15 protein-coding genes are annotated in these 16,984 nt (G+C 61.8%); 7 read left to right on the top strand and 8 right to left on the bottom strand.

Features of this window, described 5'->3' with window-relative positions; translation table 11 throughout:
- Window positions 1–114: 114 nt before the first annotated feature.
- Window positions 115–1,230 (bottom strand): NAD(P)/FAD-dependent oxidoreductase, encoded by a 1,116-nt coding sequence (locus C0Z18_RS22640; protein WP_102647689.1) that lies wholly within the window; start codon window positions 1,228–1,230, stop codon window positions 115–117.
- Entirely contained in the window at window positions 1,227–3,782 is a 2,556-nt protein-coding gene (locus tag C0Z18_RS22635) for a LodA/GoxA family CTQ-dependent oxidase (RefSeq protein WP_233217440.1), read from the bottom strand. Before C0Z18_RS22635 ends, C0Z18_RS22640 begins: the two co-directional genes overlap by 4 nt.
- Here C0Z18_RS22635 and C0Z18_RS33595 point away from each other — a divergent pair.
- Complete coding sequence (locus tag C0Z18_RS33595; RefSeq protein ID WP_233217439.1) at window positions 3,771–4,187, top strand: hypothetical protein; 417 nt, start codon at window positions 3,771–3,773, stop codon at window positions 4,185–4,187. The genes C0Z18_RS22635 and C0Z18_RS33595 overlap by 12 nt on opposite strands.
- 207 nt (window positions 4,188–4,394) lie before the next feature.
- On the opposite strand, the gene C0Z18_RS22630 is transcribed toward C0Z18_RS33595, so the two are convergent.
- On the bottom strand, window positions 4,395–4,871 hold the full coding sequence (locus C0Z18_RS22630) for a type III effector (protein ID WP_146014074.1): 477 nt from the start codon (window positions 4,869–4,871) through the stop codon (window positions 4,395–4,397).
- A 492-nt stretch (window positions 4,872–5,363) separates the two neighbouring features.
- On the opposite strand from C0Z18_RS22630, the gene C0Z18_RS22625 reads away from it, so the two are divergent.
- Window positions 5,364–5,705, top strand: coding sequence for a DUF4148 domain-containing protein (locus C0Z18_RS22625; protein ID WP_102647686.1), 342 nt, complete (start codon window positions 5,364–5,366; stop codon window positions 5,703–5,705).
- A 117-nt stretch (window positions 5,706–5,822) separates the two neighbouring features.
- Here the strand turns inward: C0Z18_RS22625 and C0Z18_RS22620 are convergent, their stop codons facing one another.
- Window positions 5,823–9,200, bottom strand: a complete 3,378-nt coding sequence (locus C0Z18_RS22620) for a hypothetical protein (protein ID WP_146014073.1) — start codon at window positions 9,198–9,200, stop codon at window positions 5,823–5,825.
- A 579-nt stretch (window positions 9,201–9,779) separates the two neighbouring features.
- Between C0Z18_RS22620 and queF the strand changes: the two genes are divergently transcribed.
- Both queF and C0Z18_RS22605 read left to right on the top strand, forming a co-directional pair.
- Window positions 9,780–10,583 carry an NADPH-dependent 7-cyano-7-deazaguanine reductase QueF gene (queF, locus tag C0Z18_RS22610; protein WP_233217438.1) on the top strand — a complete coding sequence of 268 codons (804 nt, stop codon included), beginning with the start codon at window positions 9,780–9,782 and terminating at the stop codon, window positions 10,581–10,583.
- Window positions 10,584–10,603: 20 nt separating this feature from the next.
- Window positions 10,604–11,560 carry a queuosine precursor transporter gene (locus C0Z18_RS22605; protein WP_233217437.1) on the top strand — a complete coding sequence of 319 codons (957 nt, stop codon included), beginning with the start codon at window positions 10,604–10,606 and terminating at the stop codon, window positions 11,558–11,560.
- Here the strand turns inward: C0Z18_RS22605 and C0Z18_RS22600 are convergent.
- The 4 genes from C0Z18_RS22600 to C0Z18_RS22585 all read right to left on the bottom strand — a co-directional run bounded on the left by C0Z18_RS22600 (window position 11,550) and on the right by C0Z18_RS22585 (window position 14,353).
- Window positions 11,550–12,155 (bottom strand): helix-turn-helix domain-containing protein, encoded by a 606-nt coding sequence (locus tag C0Z18_RS22600; protein ID WP_102647681.1) that lies wholly within the window; start codon window positions 12,153–12,155, stop codon window positions 11,550–11,552. The two genes, C0Z18_RS22605 and C0Z18_RS22600, sit on opposite strands and share 11 nt — an antisense overlap.
- A gap of 116 nt (window positions 12,156–12,271) precedes the next feature.
- Entirely contained in the window at window positions 12,272–12,883 is a 612-nt protein-coding gene (locus C0Z18_RS22595; RefSeq protein WP_199189521.1) for a glutathione S-transferase family protein, read from the bottom strand.
- Window positions 12,884–12,889: 6 nt separating this feature from the next.
- Window positions 12,890–13,771, bottom strand: a complete 882-nt coding sequence (gene accD / locus C0Z18_RS22590) for an acetyl-CoA carboxylase, carboxyltransferase subunit beta (protein WP_102647679.1) — start codon at window positions 13,769–13,771, stop codon at window positions 12,890–12,892.
- 159 nt (window positions 13,772–13,930) lie between these two features.
- On the bottom strand, window positions 13,931–14,353 hold the full coding sequence (locus C0Z18_RS22585; protein WP_102647678.1) for a VOC family protein: 423 nt from the start codon (window positions 14,351–14,353) through the stop codon (window positions 13,931–13,933).
- Window positions 14,354–14,847: 494 nt separating this feature from the next.
- Between C0Z18_RS22585 and C0Z18_RS22580 the strand changes: the two genes are divergently transcribed.
- Genes C0Z18_RS22580 through chrA form a run of 3 tightly spaced genes read left to right on the top strand, consistent with a single transcriptional unit; the run spans window position 14,848 to window position 16,984 of the window.
- Window positions 14,848–15,342 (top strand): sugar phosphate isomerase/epimerase, encoded by a 495-nt coding sequence (locus tag C0Z18_RS22580; RefSeq protein ID WP_102647677.1) that lies wholly within the window; start codon window positions 14,848–14,850, stop codon window positions 15,340–15,342.
- 54 nt (window positions 15,343–15,396) lie between these two features.
- Window positions 15,397–15,720, top strand: a complete 324-nt coding sequence (locus C0Z18_RS22575; protein ID WP_102647676.1) for a hypothetical protein — start codon at window positions 15,397–15,399, stop codon at window positions 15,718–15,720.
- 28 nt (window positions 15,721–15,748) lie between these two features.
- Window positions 15,749–16,984: a chromate efflux transporter gene (gene chrA, locus C0Z18_RS22570; protein WP_102647675.1), complete on the top strand. Its 1,236-nt coding sequence runs from the start codon at window positions 15,749–15,751 to the stop codon at window positions 16,982–16,984.

Raw genomic sequence — 16,984 nt, 5'->3', positions numbered from 1 at the left:
AACCCAACAACGCACCTTCACTCTCAAGGCCTGCGCTGCCGTATTCGGATGCGTCATGTCTGCGTTGTCGTTGCGTTCGAATCGTTCGGAGATGCTAGCGCATCGTGCAGCATGCTATGCCACTCTCCTACGCCGCCAGAACGGCATATCAGCCCATCGGGATTCGAGCTGATAACAGGCATGCAGATTTTTGACGTACGCATCCCGAATCCCTTCGATTTGCCGCTGATACTCCTCGAAGGCGGACGGACTGGCTTCGATCGCGCGCCGATAGAGCGCGTCGGCTGCGGCAAGCCCGGTGTAGAGCGCATTGAACAGGCCCTGCGACGACAGTGGGTCGAACGCCAGCGCCGCGTCGCCCACGGCGAGCCACCCGGCACCGGCAACCGCATCCTGCGTCGCCGTATGCGCTGCGCAAAATCCGTACGCGCCGTCCGGCCGAAAGCCGCGATCGGCAAGATGGCCGGCCAGTTCGGGAATGCTCTCGACCCGTGCCAGCAACGCCTCGCGCGAATGCGCGCTGGATGCATCTTGGAGGTCGGCATCCGTATAGAAGGCGAGCACACGGCCACGATCCGGCAGACAGGACGTGTACCACCAGCCCCCGCGCTCGGCATGCAACTCGTTCGCGTCGCCGTCTTCCGAAACCTCGGCCGTGTCCTTCCCGAATATCCAACCACACACCAGACGATCACGCGGCTCTCGCCCGCCACCCAATCGGCGATCGAGCACGGCACGCCGCCCGCTGGCGTCGATGATCCATCGCGCCGCGACCTCGAGCTTACGGCCGCCTCGCATCAACTCGATACGCCAGGTCTCGTGCTGCTCGCGGCCGATCTCTCGCACCGTCGTATCGTCGACGATCGCCGCCCCGCGCCGCCGAGCCACGGCACGCAACCACGCATCGAACCGTCGACGATCCAGGTGCCAACCTGGGCCGTCGAGATTGCGGATCTCGTCCGTCTCCCAAATCGCCGAATCGCCCCATGCGCTACGCATATGCCGGGACGGCAAATGACCTTGCGCGACGAAGTCCTCGTAGAGGCCCATGTCGCGCAACAGGCGATTCGCCGCGGCCGGCAAGTTCTCGCCGATGCGCGCTGCGTGCTCGCCGCCTTTTTCGACGACGAGCACGCGCATGAACGGTGCCAGATTGAGAGCGGCGATCGAGCCGGCGGGACCGGCGCCGATCACCACCACATCCGCCTTCAATTCGGGCAGAACGCTCAACTTTGCAGCCCGCGGGGGAAGCGCCGCACTTTCTCGATCGTCATGATGTCCACCGATTCCGCGCTGGCGTATGGCGTTGCCCCCACCTGAACCGGCGTGTCGTGCAGATGGTGTTTGCGATGAGCGACATGGCCCGTCAGAGCGACGTCATGAATGGGGATGTGCTGATCCTCCACTTCGACGACTGCCGGAAAATGCGCTCGATCGGACGGCCCTTCACGCACTTCCACTACACCGAGGTGATCGAAGTGGGCGATCATATTGTTGATCTGATGCGTGTAGCTCGTCGAACCGAGCGGCTCGATCCATGCGGCCCTGTTGGCGAACGCAGCGAGCCGTTCTCCCAGGGCACGATTCTCGTCCATCACGACCTCGTAGTTCTCCTTGGTCAGCACCTGATTCGGCACTCGCGCCGGCCAAAACGACGGGACGTACGGATCGTAGGACTTGTCGTAGCCGGAACGGCAACTCGCCGTATCGGTCTGCCATGGAACGGCCATCCACCGCGTGATTCCGCCCGCCTGTTGGCCGGCCAAAGGACCGTTGGGAAGACCTAATGCGTCGCTCGTGAATACCTCGCTCGGATTCGGGGCAATCCAACCGTCCGGGGCGTGCAAGAAGCGAAACGGCGCCATATACATGCTCGCCGACCTTACCGGCCAAGTCATCTCGCAGCCGGGGTGGAAAGCGTCGGCCAGACAGAATTCGAGCGCCGCTTGCGTCAACACATCGCCGCGCTGCCCGAGCGGCACTTCCGACAGATCCGCCGGTGGGCGGCTATTCGGATCGTAGTCCTCGATGAAATTGCCTTCGGCCCACTCCTCCAGCAACGCCAGCTGAGTCTCCGTAAGCATTGCGTTTTGTCGCGGCGTTTTAGCGGCCGGTATCGCCATGGCATCCCCGTACAGCCAAGGCCAAGGCTTGGGCGACCAGGCGTCGACCTCGTAGTTGCGGAACTGCAAAGCCACCGTACGTCTCAGTTCAACGTACGCTCCGCTCGCGCTCGACAGGCGAGCCAGCGTTTCGGGGCTCGTCAAATCCACCGCGCCTTTCCACCCAAAGCCCGCGGCAAAACCGGCGTTGACCCACTGCAATCCATTGAGCCGCTCGAAGATAGGCAAAATCTCTTTCGTGAAGCTCGGCCGATCGGGCATGGGCAGCGAGCCATTCGTGATGGCGACGTCGCGCATCAAGTCCCACATCGTGCGAACGGACTTGCGCTGCGGACCGTAGTTCGGAGGTGCCACCACTACCCACGCAGGAGTCACCAGCAGCGACTGCCCGTCGTATTCGACGCTTGCCGTGACCGGGCCGTCGGAAACATCGTCGTGCCATCCTTCGTTGTTGGCAAACGTGATCGCTCGACTCCCGTCGTAAGACGCCGATACGCCATGGCCACCCAAAACGATCAGATTCCCCTGCTCGTCCGTCCTGATCTCGCCGAGATAAACGCGCTTGCCCATGAATTGGCCGTCGTCGAAACGTTGGGGCTTGGCCGACTTACCCTGCACCTTGCACGGTTTCGGTGTGATGGCGAGCGAAGCACGATCCTTCACGCCCGGATTGCGCAGCGTCGTAGGCGGCGCCGAGGCGGCCTCGGGAATATCCTGGGCCAGTTGAAACCCATACCAAGCCGCCTTCGTGTTCGCGAGTTGCACTTGCCATTCGATCTTGGCGTTCGATGCATCGAGTTCTTTGACGATTTCGCCCTTCGCGTTCACACCGTAAACGTGAAAACGCGCTGCCTCGCGCTTGAGCCGCTTCTTCTTGTCGCGATAAAAGCCTAGGGGACGAGCAGGCGGGTTCGGCACCTCGGGCCCGACGAACCATTCGTCGGGGCTGGTGCCGACACGGGCCACGCCGATCGACGGATAGATCACTGCCTTGACGATGCAGGTGTCGAGCGGCGCGGATGAAGCGGATGCGGGGCGCGGTGCCGAAGGATCCTCGAGCGGCTGTCCATTCGCCTCATGCCGAGCACGTGCCCCCGCCGCGTAGACGATTTTGCGCGCTTCGGCGATCGAGCCGACAGGCCGCTGCGATTCGGGCACTCGCCAAATATTGAAACTCAATCCTTGGCCGTATTCCGCCTGCCCACGAGCGCAGATATCCTGACGCGGCAGGATCAGCGTGCCCACCTGAACATACGGACTTTGCGATTCGGGCCACTCCACGGTTGCCTTATCGAGCGGCATCGACTTCGCATTCGTTCGCACCTGGACCATGAAGCGGAAGCGGTACTCGCGCTCCGCGAGACGCCGGCGCATATCCACCGCAAGATAATCGCTTTCGTTATTGGCCACGTTCTCCGGCGGCGTTTCCGGTTCTAGCCGGTACTTTACGTACTGCTTCTCGCCCGCGTGGAACGGCAGAATCGCCCAGTAATTGGCGGTGAGCACGCTGCCCTCCACCTTGGCCATCGCCTTTAAAATCCGATTCGTTTCGGGGTGCTGCTTCAGGTACCCCGGATAATCGTTGGCGACAACGCCCGCGTAGGTGAACGCCACCATTTCCTCCGCGGTATCGACGAAGAACACGGGGTGGTTCTGCATGATGAAGTCGCAGGTGTCGCCGTCGTCGCCCAGAGCCTTCGGACCTGGCACACCAAACAACTTGATGCCGATACCAAGCGTCGAAGCCAGATCCGGCAAATTGGGCGCGGTGTCGCTGGAGAATCGCACCCACGCATCGAGTCGATCGCGAGAGAAAACACCGACTTTCAAATCCTTGGGAATCCGCTCGAGCATTTCGAGCCGGCCGTGAGCGACCCCATGCAATTTGCGGAATACCGCTCGCTCGGCCGGCCGTTGACCATTCTTAATGCGGCGCTCCTGCGCCACATCCACGAAAAGTTCAGTCAGGCGATCCGCGCTTTGATTGCGCTGGGTAAAACAGGGGGGAATGACGTTTTTGTTCTTCTCCATGTTTTCCTCGGAATGTCTCCATCGCGTTTATAAGCCCGCGCTGCCTCGATAGGTAACGTTCGATGGTATTACCTACTCGGCATATGCGGCCCCGTAAAAACTTTCGGCACTGCAGGCGCCGAAAGTACCGCCGTGGAAGCATACCAATTTATTGAGAAACGAGGTAAGCGTCGATGCGCTGCAGCGCATCAACGCTTACCTTATTGCCCCGTCGAGTCGATTGTCGATTGCGTTACTTCGTTATTTCTTATCGCCGGCGGAATCGTCGAGCTTCAATCCCTCCATTTGTTGTCCGAGGTCCTGCGGGCGGGCATGCTTATGCACGGCGCCCGGGTCCATACCGAGCTTCCGAGCCATTTCCGCATGCGCATGGACGCAGTTCGCTTCATCCGCGCCGCTCGTCTCATAGTGGGGCATCATCGGCTGCTGTCCCGCATCGCGAAGGATGGCGGCTTGCTCCGGCGATAGCGTACCGTGATCGATTATCTTGGTCGACGCATTGCGCGGAAGCGTCTTGTCGCTCCCATAGTCGATAGCGGGGCCCTTCAAACCGGGTACGTTAAACGGTGTACCGTCGGGAAGCGTTCCTTTGACCCGAGTACGCTCCGTTGCCGGCAAATCGGTGCGGCGCGAATGTCCGTACGATTCTTGCAATCCGGGCGTCGCCGCTCGCTCTTCTTCTGTCGTTTGGTATTGGATATGACCGGGGTCGGTCACTTTTCCGTCCTTCATTTGCGTCGGAGCCACGACCGTACTAAGAGGGCGACGGCCTAGACCTACCAAGCGCGGGTCGGACGGCATGGCGGGACTTTGAGTCGTCGGCGACGTGCTTGCGGCGGTTTTTGCCGCGTTTGCGGCGGTCGTGGTTGCCGCCGAGGCATTAGTGCGCGCTGCTGCTGCTCTGAGTCCGTTAAGCATCGGATTTCTCCTTCGATCGATTAATACCGTTAATGACTTCGGCCTAATGGCTGCAGTGAAGGTTATCGTCGTGCGGACAATGGGGAGCGAGCGATGCGTACTTGGGTAGTGGATTGCGAAGCTGCGGCCGTTGCCGTATTCGAGGCCGCGCTGCCGGTTACCGGCGTTACATCGCGTAACGTCGATCGTGCGGGCGCGTTAACCGATCCTTAAGCTTGATCGACCAAACTGCTCATACAGGCTGTGGCCAATCAGTGCCCACGGCTACTCATGTAAGAGGAGGTACCGATCATGAAGTCCCCGTTTAGAGCGCTTGCTGTCACCGTGATGCTGCTGCCCGCCGCGGCGTTTGCTCAATCCCAAACATCGAACGAGCCGCCGACGCACGCGCAGGTCATGAACCAACTGACGCAACTCAGGCAAGCCGGATACAAACCGAGCAAGATCCACTACCCCGCCGACATCCAAGCGGCACAGGCACGCGTTGCGGCGCAAGGCGGCACCACGGCCACGTCGGCCAGCGGGTTCGGGGGCACAACGGACGGGGCGATGCAGTCGGGCTCGACGATGCAGTCGGGCTCAACCATGCAGCCGAACAGTAGGAAATGGCGTTCGATGTTCGCGCATCACTGACACCCGAACGTAAGACAGCGCGGCGGAGCACCGGGCACGCAACATGCCCCGCTCGGCGTTGCCTGCGTTCCGGTCCGCGCTTTCGATGAATCGATCGCCTCGCGCGTTGCAGTATCGTCAAGAACGATCGGGCTCGTCGCGCGGCCAAATCCGGTCGATGGCGTCGATCTGAGGCGGCTTATGGATCATCGAAATCAATTCGCGCTCGCCCGTCGCGCTTTGTTCGAGCGTCGCGCGCAGCCCGAAGTTGATGCCGGGGCTACTCTGCCGCCCCACCCGCTCGTAGACCTTGAATTCGACGGGCAGCCACGAATCGGGCCGAGCGAGTAGTTCGGCGTAGTCTTGCTCCCACTGCGTGATCTCTTGCTCGCCGGCACCGTTCGCACGCAGTGCGGCAGCACGCTCGGCATAGGCATCGAGCCCCTTCGCCGCATGCTCGCGCAAACGAAAGCGGTGAAACAATATTTGGTTGTCCTTATGATCGGCCTTGACCTGCGCCAAGTGCGATTCGATTCGCTCGCGGCCGCGGGCCAGCAAGGCATCGCGATTGGCGCCTGAAGGCATCGCCGGATTGTCGGGGTCTAGACCGAACATCAGCGCCCAGCGCTCGTCGTTGCGAATGGCGTGCGCGTAGTCGTCGAAATGCGCAAACTCGGTATCGGCATATGACACGCGATGCACGAGCTTTCCCTCTTCCCTTACGAGCGACATCTTGGCGACATGCTGGCGATCGCGGATGCGGTAGCGCACCATCGGGAAGTCGCTCGAGAGCAAACCGAAATTGACGAGGCCCTCCGTGGCATGCGGCGAATCGCCTAGGCTCGTGCTGAGCCCCGCGCTCGCGATGTGCCGCCCGCCACGGCCGCTGCGATGACTCTCCACCGCTGTCGTACCGCCCGTGTCCACACTGTCGGCGACGTTTTTGGAGGCGTAGTCATAGGCATAGCCGAATTGCGGTCCCAGGCGCGCCGACACCTCGCCAACCGAGGCTTTGAAGCTGACACCGCCCGAAACGTTCACGCCGTGTCGTCGCTCGTTCTGATGTTGTTCGTTCCAGACCACGGAGAAATCGTCGTTTTCGATGAAGCGTTGGGCCAACGCTTGCCATGCCGTTTCATCGTCGGTGAGGTCGCGATCGCGCGCATGGTCGAACATGAATGCGTTGACCGCAACCATGCCTCTTTGCAGACGTTTATCGTCGAACCCGCTGCCATCGGCTTTCATGCGGCGCGCGACGATCAGGGAAAACGCATTGCGGTTCAATCGATCGGTCTGATAGGCAACGACGTTGGCCGTCACCCCGGCGCGAACGATAAGATAATCGCCGCCCACCTGAACGCCCGCCCCCGCATCGAACGCAACCCGGTCTTGCGAGCCGGCCGAAAAATAGAAGCAAGCGGTACGACGGCCGTATTCGGCGAACGCTTGCCGCCCGCCGCGCACACGCAGGTTCAAGCGCGGCGAAACCACGATGCCGCCCGCGTGCAGTAGCTTGCCCACGTTGGATGAAAGGCCCGCGGTACTGATCCCTACTTGCCCGCCGTCGACGAGTACGACCTTTCCCCCTGATTTCATCGTGTCGGCCAATTCGTCGAGCGCCGCTTTCTGCGCTTCGGCCGAAAGGCCCTTGGGCTTGATGGGCGCCGCACGGGCGATGCGCTCGATCGTCTTCCAGTCCGCGGCGGCGGCCTCCTTCGCGCCTGGATAGCGCTTGGCCAAAGCGTCGAGTTTGTCGATGTCGAGCGTCGCGCCGCCCTTCGCCAACTGCGCGCGCAACGGCGCCCATGCACGCTTGCCGCCGGTTTGCGAGGCGCGTCTGAGCGTCGTCGTGAACCGGCGCAGCGCCATCCATGCTTCCCGCTGCGCGGGCGGCGCCGCAGCCGACGGAATCGGCAACCGCGCGAACGTCTCCCTGACGTTCCTCGCGATCGCATCGAAGTCTTCATCGCCGAGTTTCTCGCCGTATGCGAGGCTTGGGCGACTTGCCCAATGGGCAATCTCCGCCCGCTCGACCAAAACCGAGACCGCATCTGTGCCCGTCTGCGTCATTCGACGGACGATCGCCTCGAGTGAGCGCGTAGCATCGGCGTCGGAGCCGTCGGCGCCGCGCTCGGTCGCAAGGGCCTCGACCGCGGACTGCGTAGACGCTTGCAAGGCCGCGCGCTCTTTTTCGACGATGTCGAGGTGCGCGCTATGAATGCCCTTGCCCAAGACGGCAAACGCACTCTTTTGCTTGCCGACGACGCGCGGCAGCGCGCTCTTCCAACGCGAGTCCGATGCGCGCGGGATCGACGTATCGATCGTCTTGAACAAGCGGGACTTGACCTTGGCGAACGCGGTGCCGGGGCCATCCGTCATATAGCCGTTGCGTCCGGCGAAGACCGCGCCCGTCTCTTCCGGCGTCAGCGCCGCCAAGTTGCCCGTCCGCCACAGTCTGCTCGCGCCCAGGGCCATCGTGGCCAGATGGCGTTGAGTGGGATCGGCGGCGGGATCGACGAGCCAGCGCTGAGCTTGCCGTGTAATCTCACTCGGGCTTGGATCGCCGTGCGACGCGCGAACGATCGCATCGCCCGCGCGCAACAATACGCGCGGGGCGTATCGCACACCGTCGCCCTGTGGCCAGCTCGAGCCCGCTACGCGGCGCAACGCCTCGTAGCCGCTGCTCGTTCCCGCCATGAGCTGGGCCGCACGCCATGCGCAGCGCTCCGCGTTCCGTGCCATCGTCGTCGTCGCTGGTGCCGGCCTGGAAAAATCCAGACCTAGCTGGAGGCGATCGAGTACGGCGTCCGCCAAGGCGGCGTCCCCTCCCGTTGCCGATGCGATCGCATCGGCGCAAGTCATTGCGTCGGCATAGGGGAGTTCGCTCGCCGCCGCAACGGGTCCGCCAAAGAGTTCGGCGATCCGCGCGCATAGCGCTCGGGGGTCCGTCGGCGTATCGGGCGTCGGCGCATCGGGCGATGCGGCCGGATTCGACCCGGCGGCACGAAAGCGCTTCGATGCTTCGGCCAGAAAGGCCGCCTCATCGCTCAATGCCCGGCGCGCGCGCGTATGCGCCGCGTCCGCGGCCGGAGCCGGGCCGGATGGAGCGAACGACTCCATGACACGACCCATATCCGCATCGGTACGATGCGAGGAAGTCGCGGCGCTGAGAAACGTTTCGCGGCCGGGAGGCGGCGACACGGGCGGCGTCGAACCGGTCGAGCTAATCAAGCTAGTCGAGCTCGACGAACTCAGCGAACTCGTCTCCTTCGAGATCGGTGTCGCGAATGCCTTGCCGAAGCGGCGGCCGCTGTAAAAGGGGCTGCTGACTTCGAAATCGCGCGTCCCGAGATCGCGCAGCTTCGCGGGTAGCCGCTTGAGACCATCGCCGAAATGCGCCGCTCTCGCCCGGACCGTGACTGCAGGCGTGGTCTCGCCGGTCGTCTCCCCGGCTCGCTGCAATTCCCTCAGTTCATGTGCCGGCGACCTGCTGCGCGCCCCAGTCGTCCTGTCCATGGCGTTCGCTCTCCGAGCGGTTGACGTCAGGGCAGTTTCAAATCCGAGTATGACCTCCTGAAGCAACTAGCGAAGCGCGGTCGCGTTTTGCGAATGAGAAAGAAGCCGCGCCCCGACGAGAAGGCGATGGGGCGCGGCGAAGCCGCCTGCATCCGAGGACGAATTCAATACCAAGCAGGCGGCGACACGGCGTTGGGCGATCCGTGTCGTGAGAGCTCGTGTGCTTTCGGTGCCGAAAGCGACAAAATAGAGCCAGTCGATGTATTGCAAAAATGCAACGATCAACATTACTACGTAGATTACCGAAAGATAGGACCTGCAGAAACTATCAAAGTTAATAGGTGTCGTAGAAACGATCTCGGCGAAATAGACAAACGTGTCCGTATTTTCACTTTACCCGACCGTAGGGGGTTGAGAGCGCGCCGGTATCAAGTATCATCCCTAGGCTGCTTCCGGCGGCGCGTCATTCATTCGGCCGGTGGCGTCCGCTCCGCTCGCTCATTCGATCTCCTTCGTTCGAACAGTAAATACCAAAAGTCTCAAATTCAAAATATGAACTCGATATCGAACCAAGCCCCAATGGAATTGGGCAAACAATCCAAGTACGAATCCACCTACAATCCCGACAAGTTGTTCGCCATTCCCCGTTCGATCAAGCGCGCGGAAATTGGGATTACCGGTGCGTTGCCGTTTTTTGGCGTCGACGTATGGAATCACTACGAGGTGTCCTGGCTCACGCCGCGCGGGGTCCCGCGCGTCGCGATGGCCACGATCGTCGTGCCGTGCGCTTCGCCGAACGTAATCGAATCGAAGTCGATGAAGCTGTACTTCAACACGTTCAACAACACGCGTTTCGAAGAACAAGCCGAAGTCGAACGCATCGCCGCGCTCGATTTGTCCCGTTGCGCGGGTGCCGCCGTTGCCGTCACACTCGAGCCGCTCGAGCGCGCCTCGGCGCTACGGATCGGCATGCCGGAAGGCACGTCGATCGACGAGCAAGACGTCGTCATCGACCATTTCACCGTCGATCCGCAGGTGCTGACGACGCACGACGAGCACGTCAGCGAGACGCTGTACTCGAATCTGTTGAAATCGAATTGCCTGGTGACCGGCCAGCCCGATTGGGGCACCGTGAGCATCGCCTACGAAGGCCCGCGTATCGATCGCGCGGGGCTGCTCAAGTACGTCGTATCGTTCCGCGACCATGAGGAATTTCACGAACAGTGCGTCGAGCGCATCTTCAAGGACATTCAAGCGCACTGCGCGCCGGCACGGCTAACCGTTTCCGCGCGTTATACGCGCCGCGGCGGAATCGACATCAATCCGATCCGCGGCAGCGAGCCCGTGCAACACGTTTCGAACATCCGCTTGATTCGTCAATGACCCCTGCGAGCGAACCGAACATGGAAAACGCTTCTCACGAAATCGAGGCCGTGATCGAGCCCTCGTCGGAAAATGCTGAACCGCTGGTCCTCGTGCGCGTGCGCGATTCGGGCACGACCTTCAAGATGTCGCCGCGCGAACTCAATAAGAAGACGTGGCTCGACAAGTTCTCGCGGGAAGACGTCGCGCACATCGGCTTTCTGAACGCGGCAACCTACACCGATCAACTCGTGCCGCTGTCGTATTTCCCGACGCGAAAGCACCAGTTGACGCCCGCCGTGCTGCTGCTCGCGCTCGTCTACGTCGGCTTCTTGATGCTATCGAACGTTACCGGCGCGCGCGTCATCGAAGTGAAACTCGGTTGGCTTCCCGTGTTCGGGCCCACGGTGGTCGGCATTCCGGCCGCCTTGATCGCGTTTCCCATGACCTACGCGTTCAGCACGATCATCACCGAAGTCTATGGATTTCGTGTGAGCCGCATGGTGATTTGGGGCGGCCTCGCCGTCAATTTCATGTTCGTGGTCGGCACCTGGCTCTTATCGTTGCCGCCGGGGCTTCCCAGTTGGGAAGCGCAAAACCCGACGCTCGCCGCGGCCTATCCGGCGCTCGCGCTGGAATTCGCCCGCACGTTCGTGGCCTCGACGGTCGCTTATTTCTGCGGCGAATTCATCAACACGACCTTCCTCGCCAAGCTGAAAATCGCGACCTCGGGCAGCTATTTATGGGCACGCGTCGTATGTAGCACGTTCGTCGCCATCGTGATCGACAGCATCTTGTTCTGCACGATCCTGTTCTGGGGTAGGCTGCCGCGCGAAGTGGTATTCACGATGATCGGCATTCAAATCTTCGTGAAGTTGATTTACGAACTCGTGCTGCTACCGGCGGTGGCGACCGCGTCCGTACGGTTGAAGCGAATCGATAAGATCGACTACTACGACTATCACACGAACTTCAACCCGTTCTCGTTCAGGGATTGATCAAGCGCGACTCGGTGACGATGCCGAGCAAAGCCACGTCTTCGCTCAATGCATTGACCATCTCGGAGCGCTTCGGGTTCAGGCTCTTGAGCCAGGCGAACTCGCCGTCCACCACCACGCGATGTAGCGCGGGCTCGCCGCCATGTACGACGGCGGCGGCGACCTGCGCGTCGCGAAGGCCGATGCCGGGCTCGACCACCACGATCGATCCCTCGCGAAAGCGCGGCGCCATGGAGGGCCTCGTTCGTACGGCGAACGTCCCGGGTCTGCGCGGCGTATCGACGGTGAGCCATTGCGTTTTGCGCGCAACGTCGCGCTGACCGCGCGCGAATTCCACCACTTCGTCCCAACCGAGAATCGGAATGGGATAGGCGCGCTCGCTCTGCAGTAAATAACCGACAGTGGATCCGAGCGCATCGGCGATCGCGAGGATGGTGCTGATGCGAGGATCCTCGGTTTCCATCGACAGCACGCGGCTCAGCGTCCCGGGCGACACGCCGGTCCTACGCGCCAAATCCGCGTCGTTCATGCCTTGCTGACGCATCAACGCGCGGATCCGCTCGACCATCAAGCCGGCCCTTTGCCTCGTGTCCATCCCGTGCTATCCCCCTGGCGAACGCTCGTCGTTGGTTTTGCCTTGGCCCACATTGTAGAGACCGTAAGCGCTCATTGCGACACGCGCGGGAACATCTTGCAAAGGTCCAGCGAGACCTATTCAGTGGGGCGTGCAAGCGCCTCGTCCGGATGCTGCCAACCTCGCAACCGGCTCAACGACGAGAGCCAACGCTGAACGTGCGGAAACTCCGCTTCTGCGATACCGGCCTGTGAAAGCCAGAAGAGATACGCCGAGCAACTGATATCGGCGATGGTCGGTCCCGCCTGCAATAGGTATTCGGAAGACGACAGAAACTGGTCGAGCGTGCGCAAATCCGCCATTGCCCGACCTCGCAGATAAGACATGACATCAGGCGGCTGCTCGTCCCACCGCAGGGAAAAGCGCAGATTAGGAACGCTGAAGCCAATCCGGTTCGTTTCCCACGACAGCCATTCGAGTACGGACTGCCACTGCGAAGACCCGCCGCCGAACACGCCGAACTTTTGCGCCAGATAAACGAGGATCGCGTTTGACTGGCACATCGCCCGCCCTTCATCGACGAGCACGGGAACCTCGCCGAACTTGCTCGCGGCGACGAAGTCCGCGGGGCGCTTACTCCTCGGCGTGTTTAGGTCGATCCACCGATATTCGTGCTCCACGTTCGCCAGTAACAAGAACGACCTGACTTTATAGGAGTGACCGGATTCCGAGTTCCCATAGAGCAGCATGGAGATTTACGCCCCCGTTACCACATCGGCGGGTTGACGTTGCAGCAACGCCAGCAGGCCGGCGATCTCGTCGCGCATCTTGCGGCGATCGACGATCATGTCAACCGCACCCTTTTGCTGCAGGAACTCGGAACGCTGGAAGCCTTCCGGCAATTTCTCGCGAACGGTTTGCTCGATGACGCGCGGCCCGGCGAAGCCCACGAGCGCCTTCGGTTCCGCCATCACCACATCCCCCAGGAACGCGAAGCTGGCCGACACGCCACCCGTGGTCGGATCAGCCAAGACCGAGATGAAAGGCAGCTTCGCGTCCGAGAGCTTCGTCAGCATCATGGTGGTTTTCGCCATCTGCATCAACGAAAGCAGACTTTCCTGCATGCGTGCGCCGCCCGAAGAGGCCACGCAAATGAACGGCACCTTCTCTTCGAGCGCATTTTGCACCCCACGCACAAAACGCTCGCCAACCACCGAGCCCATCGTTCCGGCCATGAAAGCGAACTCGAATACCGCCACCACCACGGGCAACGTATGAATCGCCCCGCCCATCACCACGAGCGCATCGGTTTCGCCCGTTTCGTTCATGGCTTGCTGAATGCGCTCGGGATATTTGCGGCTGTCTTTGAACTTGAGTGCGTCGACGGGAACGACTTCCTGGCCAAGCTCGTAACGGCCTTCCTTATCGAGCAGCCCATCCAGGCGGGCACGCGCGCCGATCCGCATGTGATGGTCACACTTGGGGCACACGTTCAAGTTCGCCTCTACGTCGTTGCGGTACAGCACGGCCTCGCACGACGGACACTTGACCCACAACCCTTCAGGAATCGTCTTGCCACGCGTTTTCGGATCAGTCTGTTTGATCTTCGGTGGCAACAGTTTATCGAGCCAACTCATTCGCCACTCCTTCGTTATTTTTCATTGACCAGTATGTTTCATCGAGGACGAGCGGCATTCGACCACGCTCGAAGTGCGGCGACCCGACAGCGACACAATTCGCTTCGGCCGCCACACGAGTCCTCGAGAAAATCGAGCCAACGATTATACCGCTTCTCTCTACTGGCTAGACGCTTGTACACCGGCAGCCCGGTCGTGCTTTTCTATCGCCTGGGCGGTAACTGGCGTGAACACATTCACGAGGTTGCCATCGGGATCGCGGAACAAGACGGAACGGTTGCCCCACGGTTGCGTGGTGGGCTGCTGTACGACCTGCGTGACGACGCTTTTCAGATTGTCGAAATACCGATCGACGTCCGGCACTCGGAACTCGATGATGACCGACCGGTTGTGCCCACCCTCTGCCGCCCCCGCACCGAACAACGTCATCGTGCGCGTGCTGCCGATCGCCAACGTGGCCGTGGCCGTCGAAAGCTCGGCGAATTCGCTCGTGTACCAAGTGGCCGCAAGCCCAAGCTGCTCATAGAAACGCACGAGCCGCTCGATGTCGTCGGTGATGATGCGCGTGGAAACAAAATTCATAGTCGTGTCCGAGAGTCGTTGTTGAATACCTTGAATGGGTGCCGTGCCGATCGGTCGGTTTGACGACGAGCGCCACGGCCGACGAATCCTACTCAGCGTCTACTGCCAACGTTTTGTCAGTAGACATGCGCCACTCGAACCCCGCCAGTCCCTATCGCGAAAATGCGATTCGCCTCTTGAATTCCCACACTCTGATATTTTCATCTCCAACAGTCCATTAAACACCCCGGTCTTTCAAATAAAGAATCGAACATGCGTTGAAATGCAATTAATTCGAATGCTAGGCTTTCCGCGGTAGCGCTGGTTGTTACTCGAACATCGAACGAATCGGGTGATGAAACTATGGATTTCTCGACCGCGCCGAAATTGACGCTAGCGCATTCGACGATTTTGGAAACAGCACCGCTCGAGGTGGCGACCATTGCCTCGACGATCGGTTACGCCGGCATCGACCTTCGCCTACATCCCGGCGTACCGGGATCGAGCTTCAATTCATGGCCTGGCGTCACGTGGCTTCGTTCGACGACGCGCTCGATATCGTCGTTGCGGCGGGACAGCCGAATGGTTCGGTCCTCATCGACGCACTGCACTTATGGCGCTCCGGCGGCTGCGCGCTCGACCTATGCATCGCTCCGCCCGGCGCCATCCGCACGTTGCGGCTCTGCGACGCGGGTCCGATCGCCCCGGCGTCCATGCACGCGCGCATCACGGAAAACCGCTCAGGGCGGCTCATGCCCGGGATCGGCACGCTGCCCCTCGGTGAACTACTGCATGAGTTGCCGGAACGCACGACGATTTCGCTCGACGTACCGATGAGCCGCTTCAACGACCCCGAACGGCACGCGCGCAACATCTACGCATCGGCCCGGCGTCTGATCGATTCGACGTCTGAAGCGAGGCAAGAGCGCCGCGCCGCCATGCACAGCGCCGCACCCGCCTATGATGCGAAGCGCGCGGAGGGCCACGTTGAATCGGATGCACCCGTATAGCGCACTGTCATGCAACGGCGCTAAACTCGGACATCTCTCCCGCGGAGCGCCATCATGACCGAACTCGATCCCCAGCGGACCTTCCGTGGGCTGCCGCTCACTCCGGAGCAAGATGCGGAAATCCGGCATTACATCAAGGTCTGCAAACAGCATGGCAAGCCTTGGGACACGCCGGAGCTCGACGCGATGTTGCGCGATATGCTCGAGCCGCCCGGCGAGGACGAGATCGGAGACGATTTCGACACCGGCTTCGGCAGCGCACGCACCGCGGCCGAACGCGCGCAATTTTCGGTCGAAGACGAAACGAACCCGTTCGAAGCCTCTGAGGAATGGCACGCTGCGATGGAATCCGAAACGATGAAAAGGCTAGATCATTAAACCGCTTACCGTTTCCTCCGCCACGCCCGTGCGCGGGCGCGGCGCGCTCGAAATCCTCGGTGTTTTTCTGAAGCTCGGGCTGACCTCTTTCGGCGGGCCCGTCGCGCACTTGGGTTACTTCCGCCGCGAATTCGTGGAACGCCGCCGCTGGCTCGACGAAGCCACCTACGGCGATCTGGTCGCCCTCTGCCAATTCCTGCCCGGCCCGGCCAGCAGCCAAGTCGGATTCTCCGTCGGCCTGCTACGCGGCGGCTGGCTTGGCGCGCTCGCGGCCTGGTGCGGCTTTACGTTGCCGTCCGTGGCGCTGCTGCTGGCGTTCGCCGCCTTTGCGCCCGACTTGAAAGGCACGATCGGCCAAGGGCTCGTGCACGGCTTGAAACTGACGGCCGTGGCCGTCGTCGCGCAGGCGGTGTGGGACATGGGGCGGCGGCTGTGCCCCGACCGGCGGCGCACCGCGGTCGCCATTGCCGCGATCGCACTGCTCAGCGCCCTGCATACCGTCTACGCGCAATTGATCGTCATTGCATTGGGCGCACTGGCAGGCCTGGCGCTATACGGGCGCGATCCCGCATTCGATGTGCGCGGCGTCCCCGGCCACATGGCAACGCTCGACCGGCGCGTTTCCCATTCGGCCGGAATCGTCGCCCTCGTCCTATTTGGCGTGCTGTTGGCCGGGCTCCCGGCGATGCTGCGTTTTTCGCCGATGCTGGGCGGTGGCCTAGCCGAGCAGGCGCTCGCATCGTTCGACGCTTTCTTCCGCTCGGGTGCCCTAGTCTTCGGCGGCGGCCATGTCGTCCTGCCTTTGCTGCAACAACAGCCGCTCATTCACGCCACGGTCGGCCAGAACGAATTGCTGGCCGGATATGGGGCCGCACAAGCGGTGCCTGGACCGCTATTCAGCTTCGCCGCGTATCTGGGGTGGATGATCGCCGGCGCGGGCGGTCGTCTCGCGGGTGCCGTACTCGCCACGGTCGCGATCTTTCTACCGGGGCTGCTGCTCGTCGTTGCCGCGCTGCCGCATTGGCAAGGCTTGCGCGCGCGCCGTTCGACAGCCGCGATGTTCGCCGGCGTGAACGCAGCGGTCGTCGGTTTGCTCGCCGCCGCGCTCTATTCGCCGGTATGGACGAGTGCCGTGCACGGGCCGGCCGACTTCGCGATCGCCGCGGCCGGATTGCTCTTGTTGGTCAGATGGAAAACGCCGCCGCTGGCAGTCGTGGCGCTCTGCGCGGCGGCAGGGATCGGCACTGCCGTTTGGATGGCCTAA

The organism is Trinickia dabaoshanensis (genome assembly GCF_002879885.1).
In the GTDB taxonomy this organism is placed as follows: domain Bacteria; phylum Pseudomonadota; class Gammaproteobacteria; order Burkholderiales; family Burkholderiaceae; genus Trinickia; species Trinickia dabaoshanensis.
This window is presented reverse-complemented; position numbering and strand designations above follow the sequence as displayed.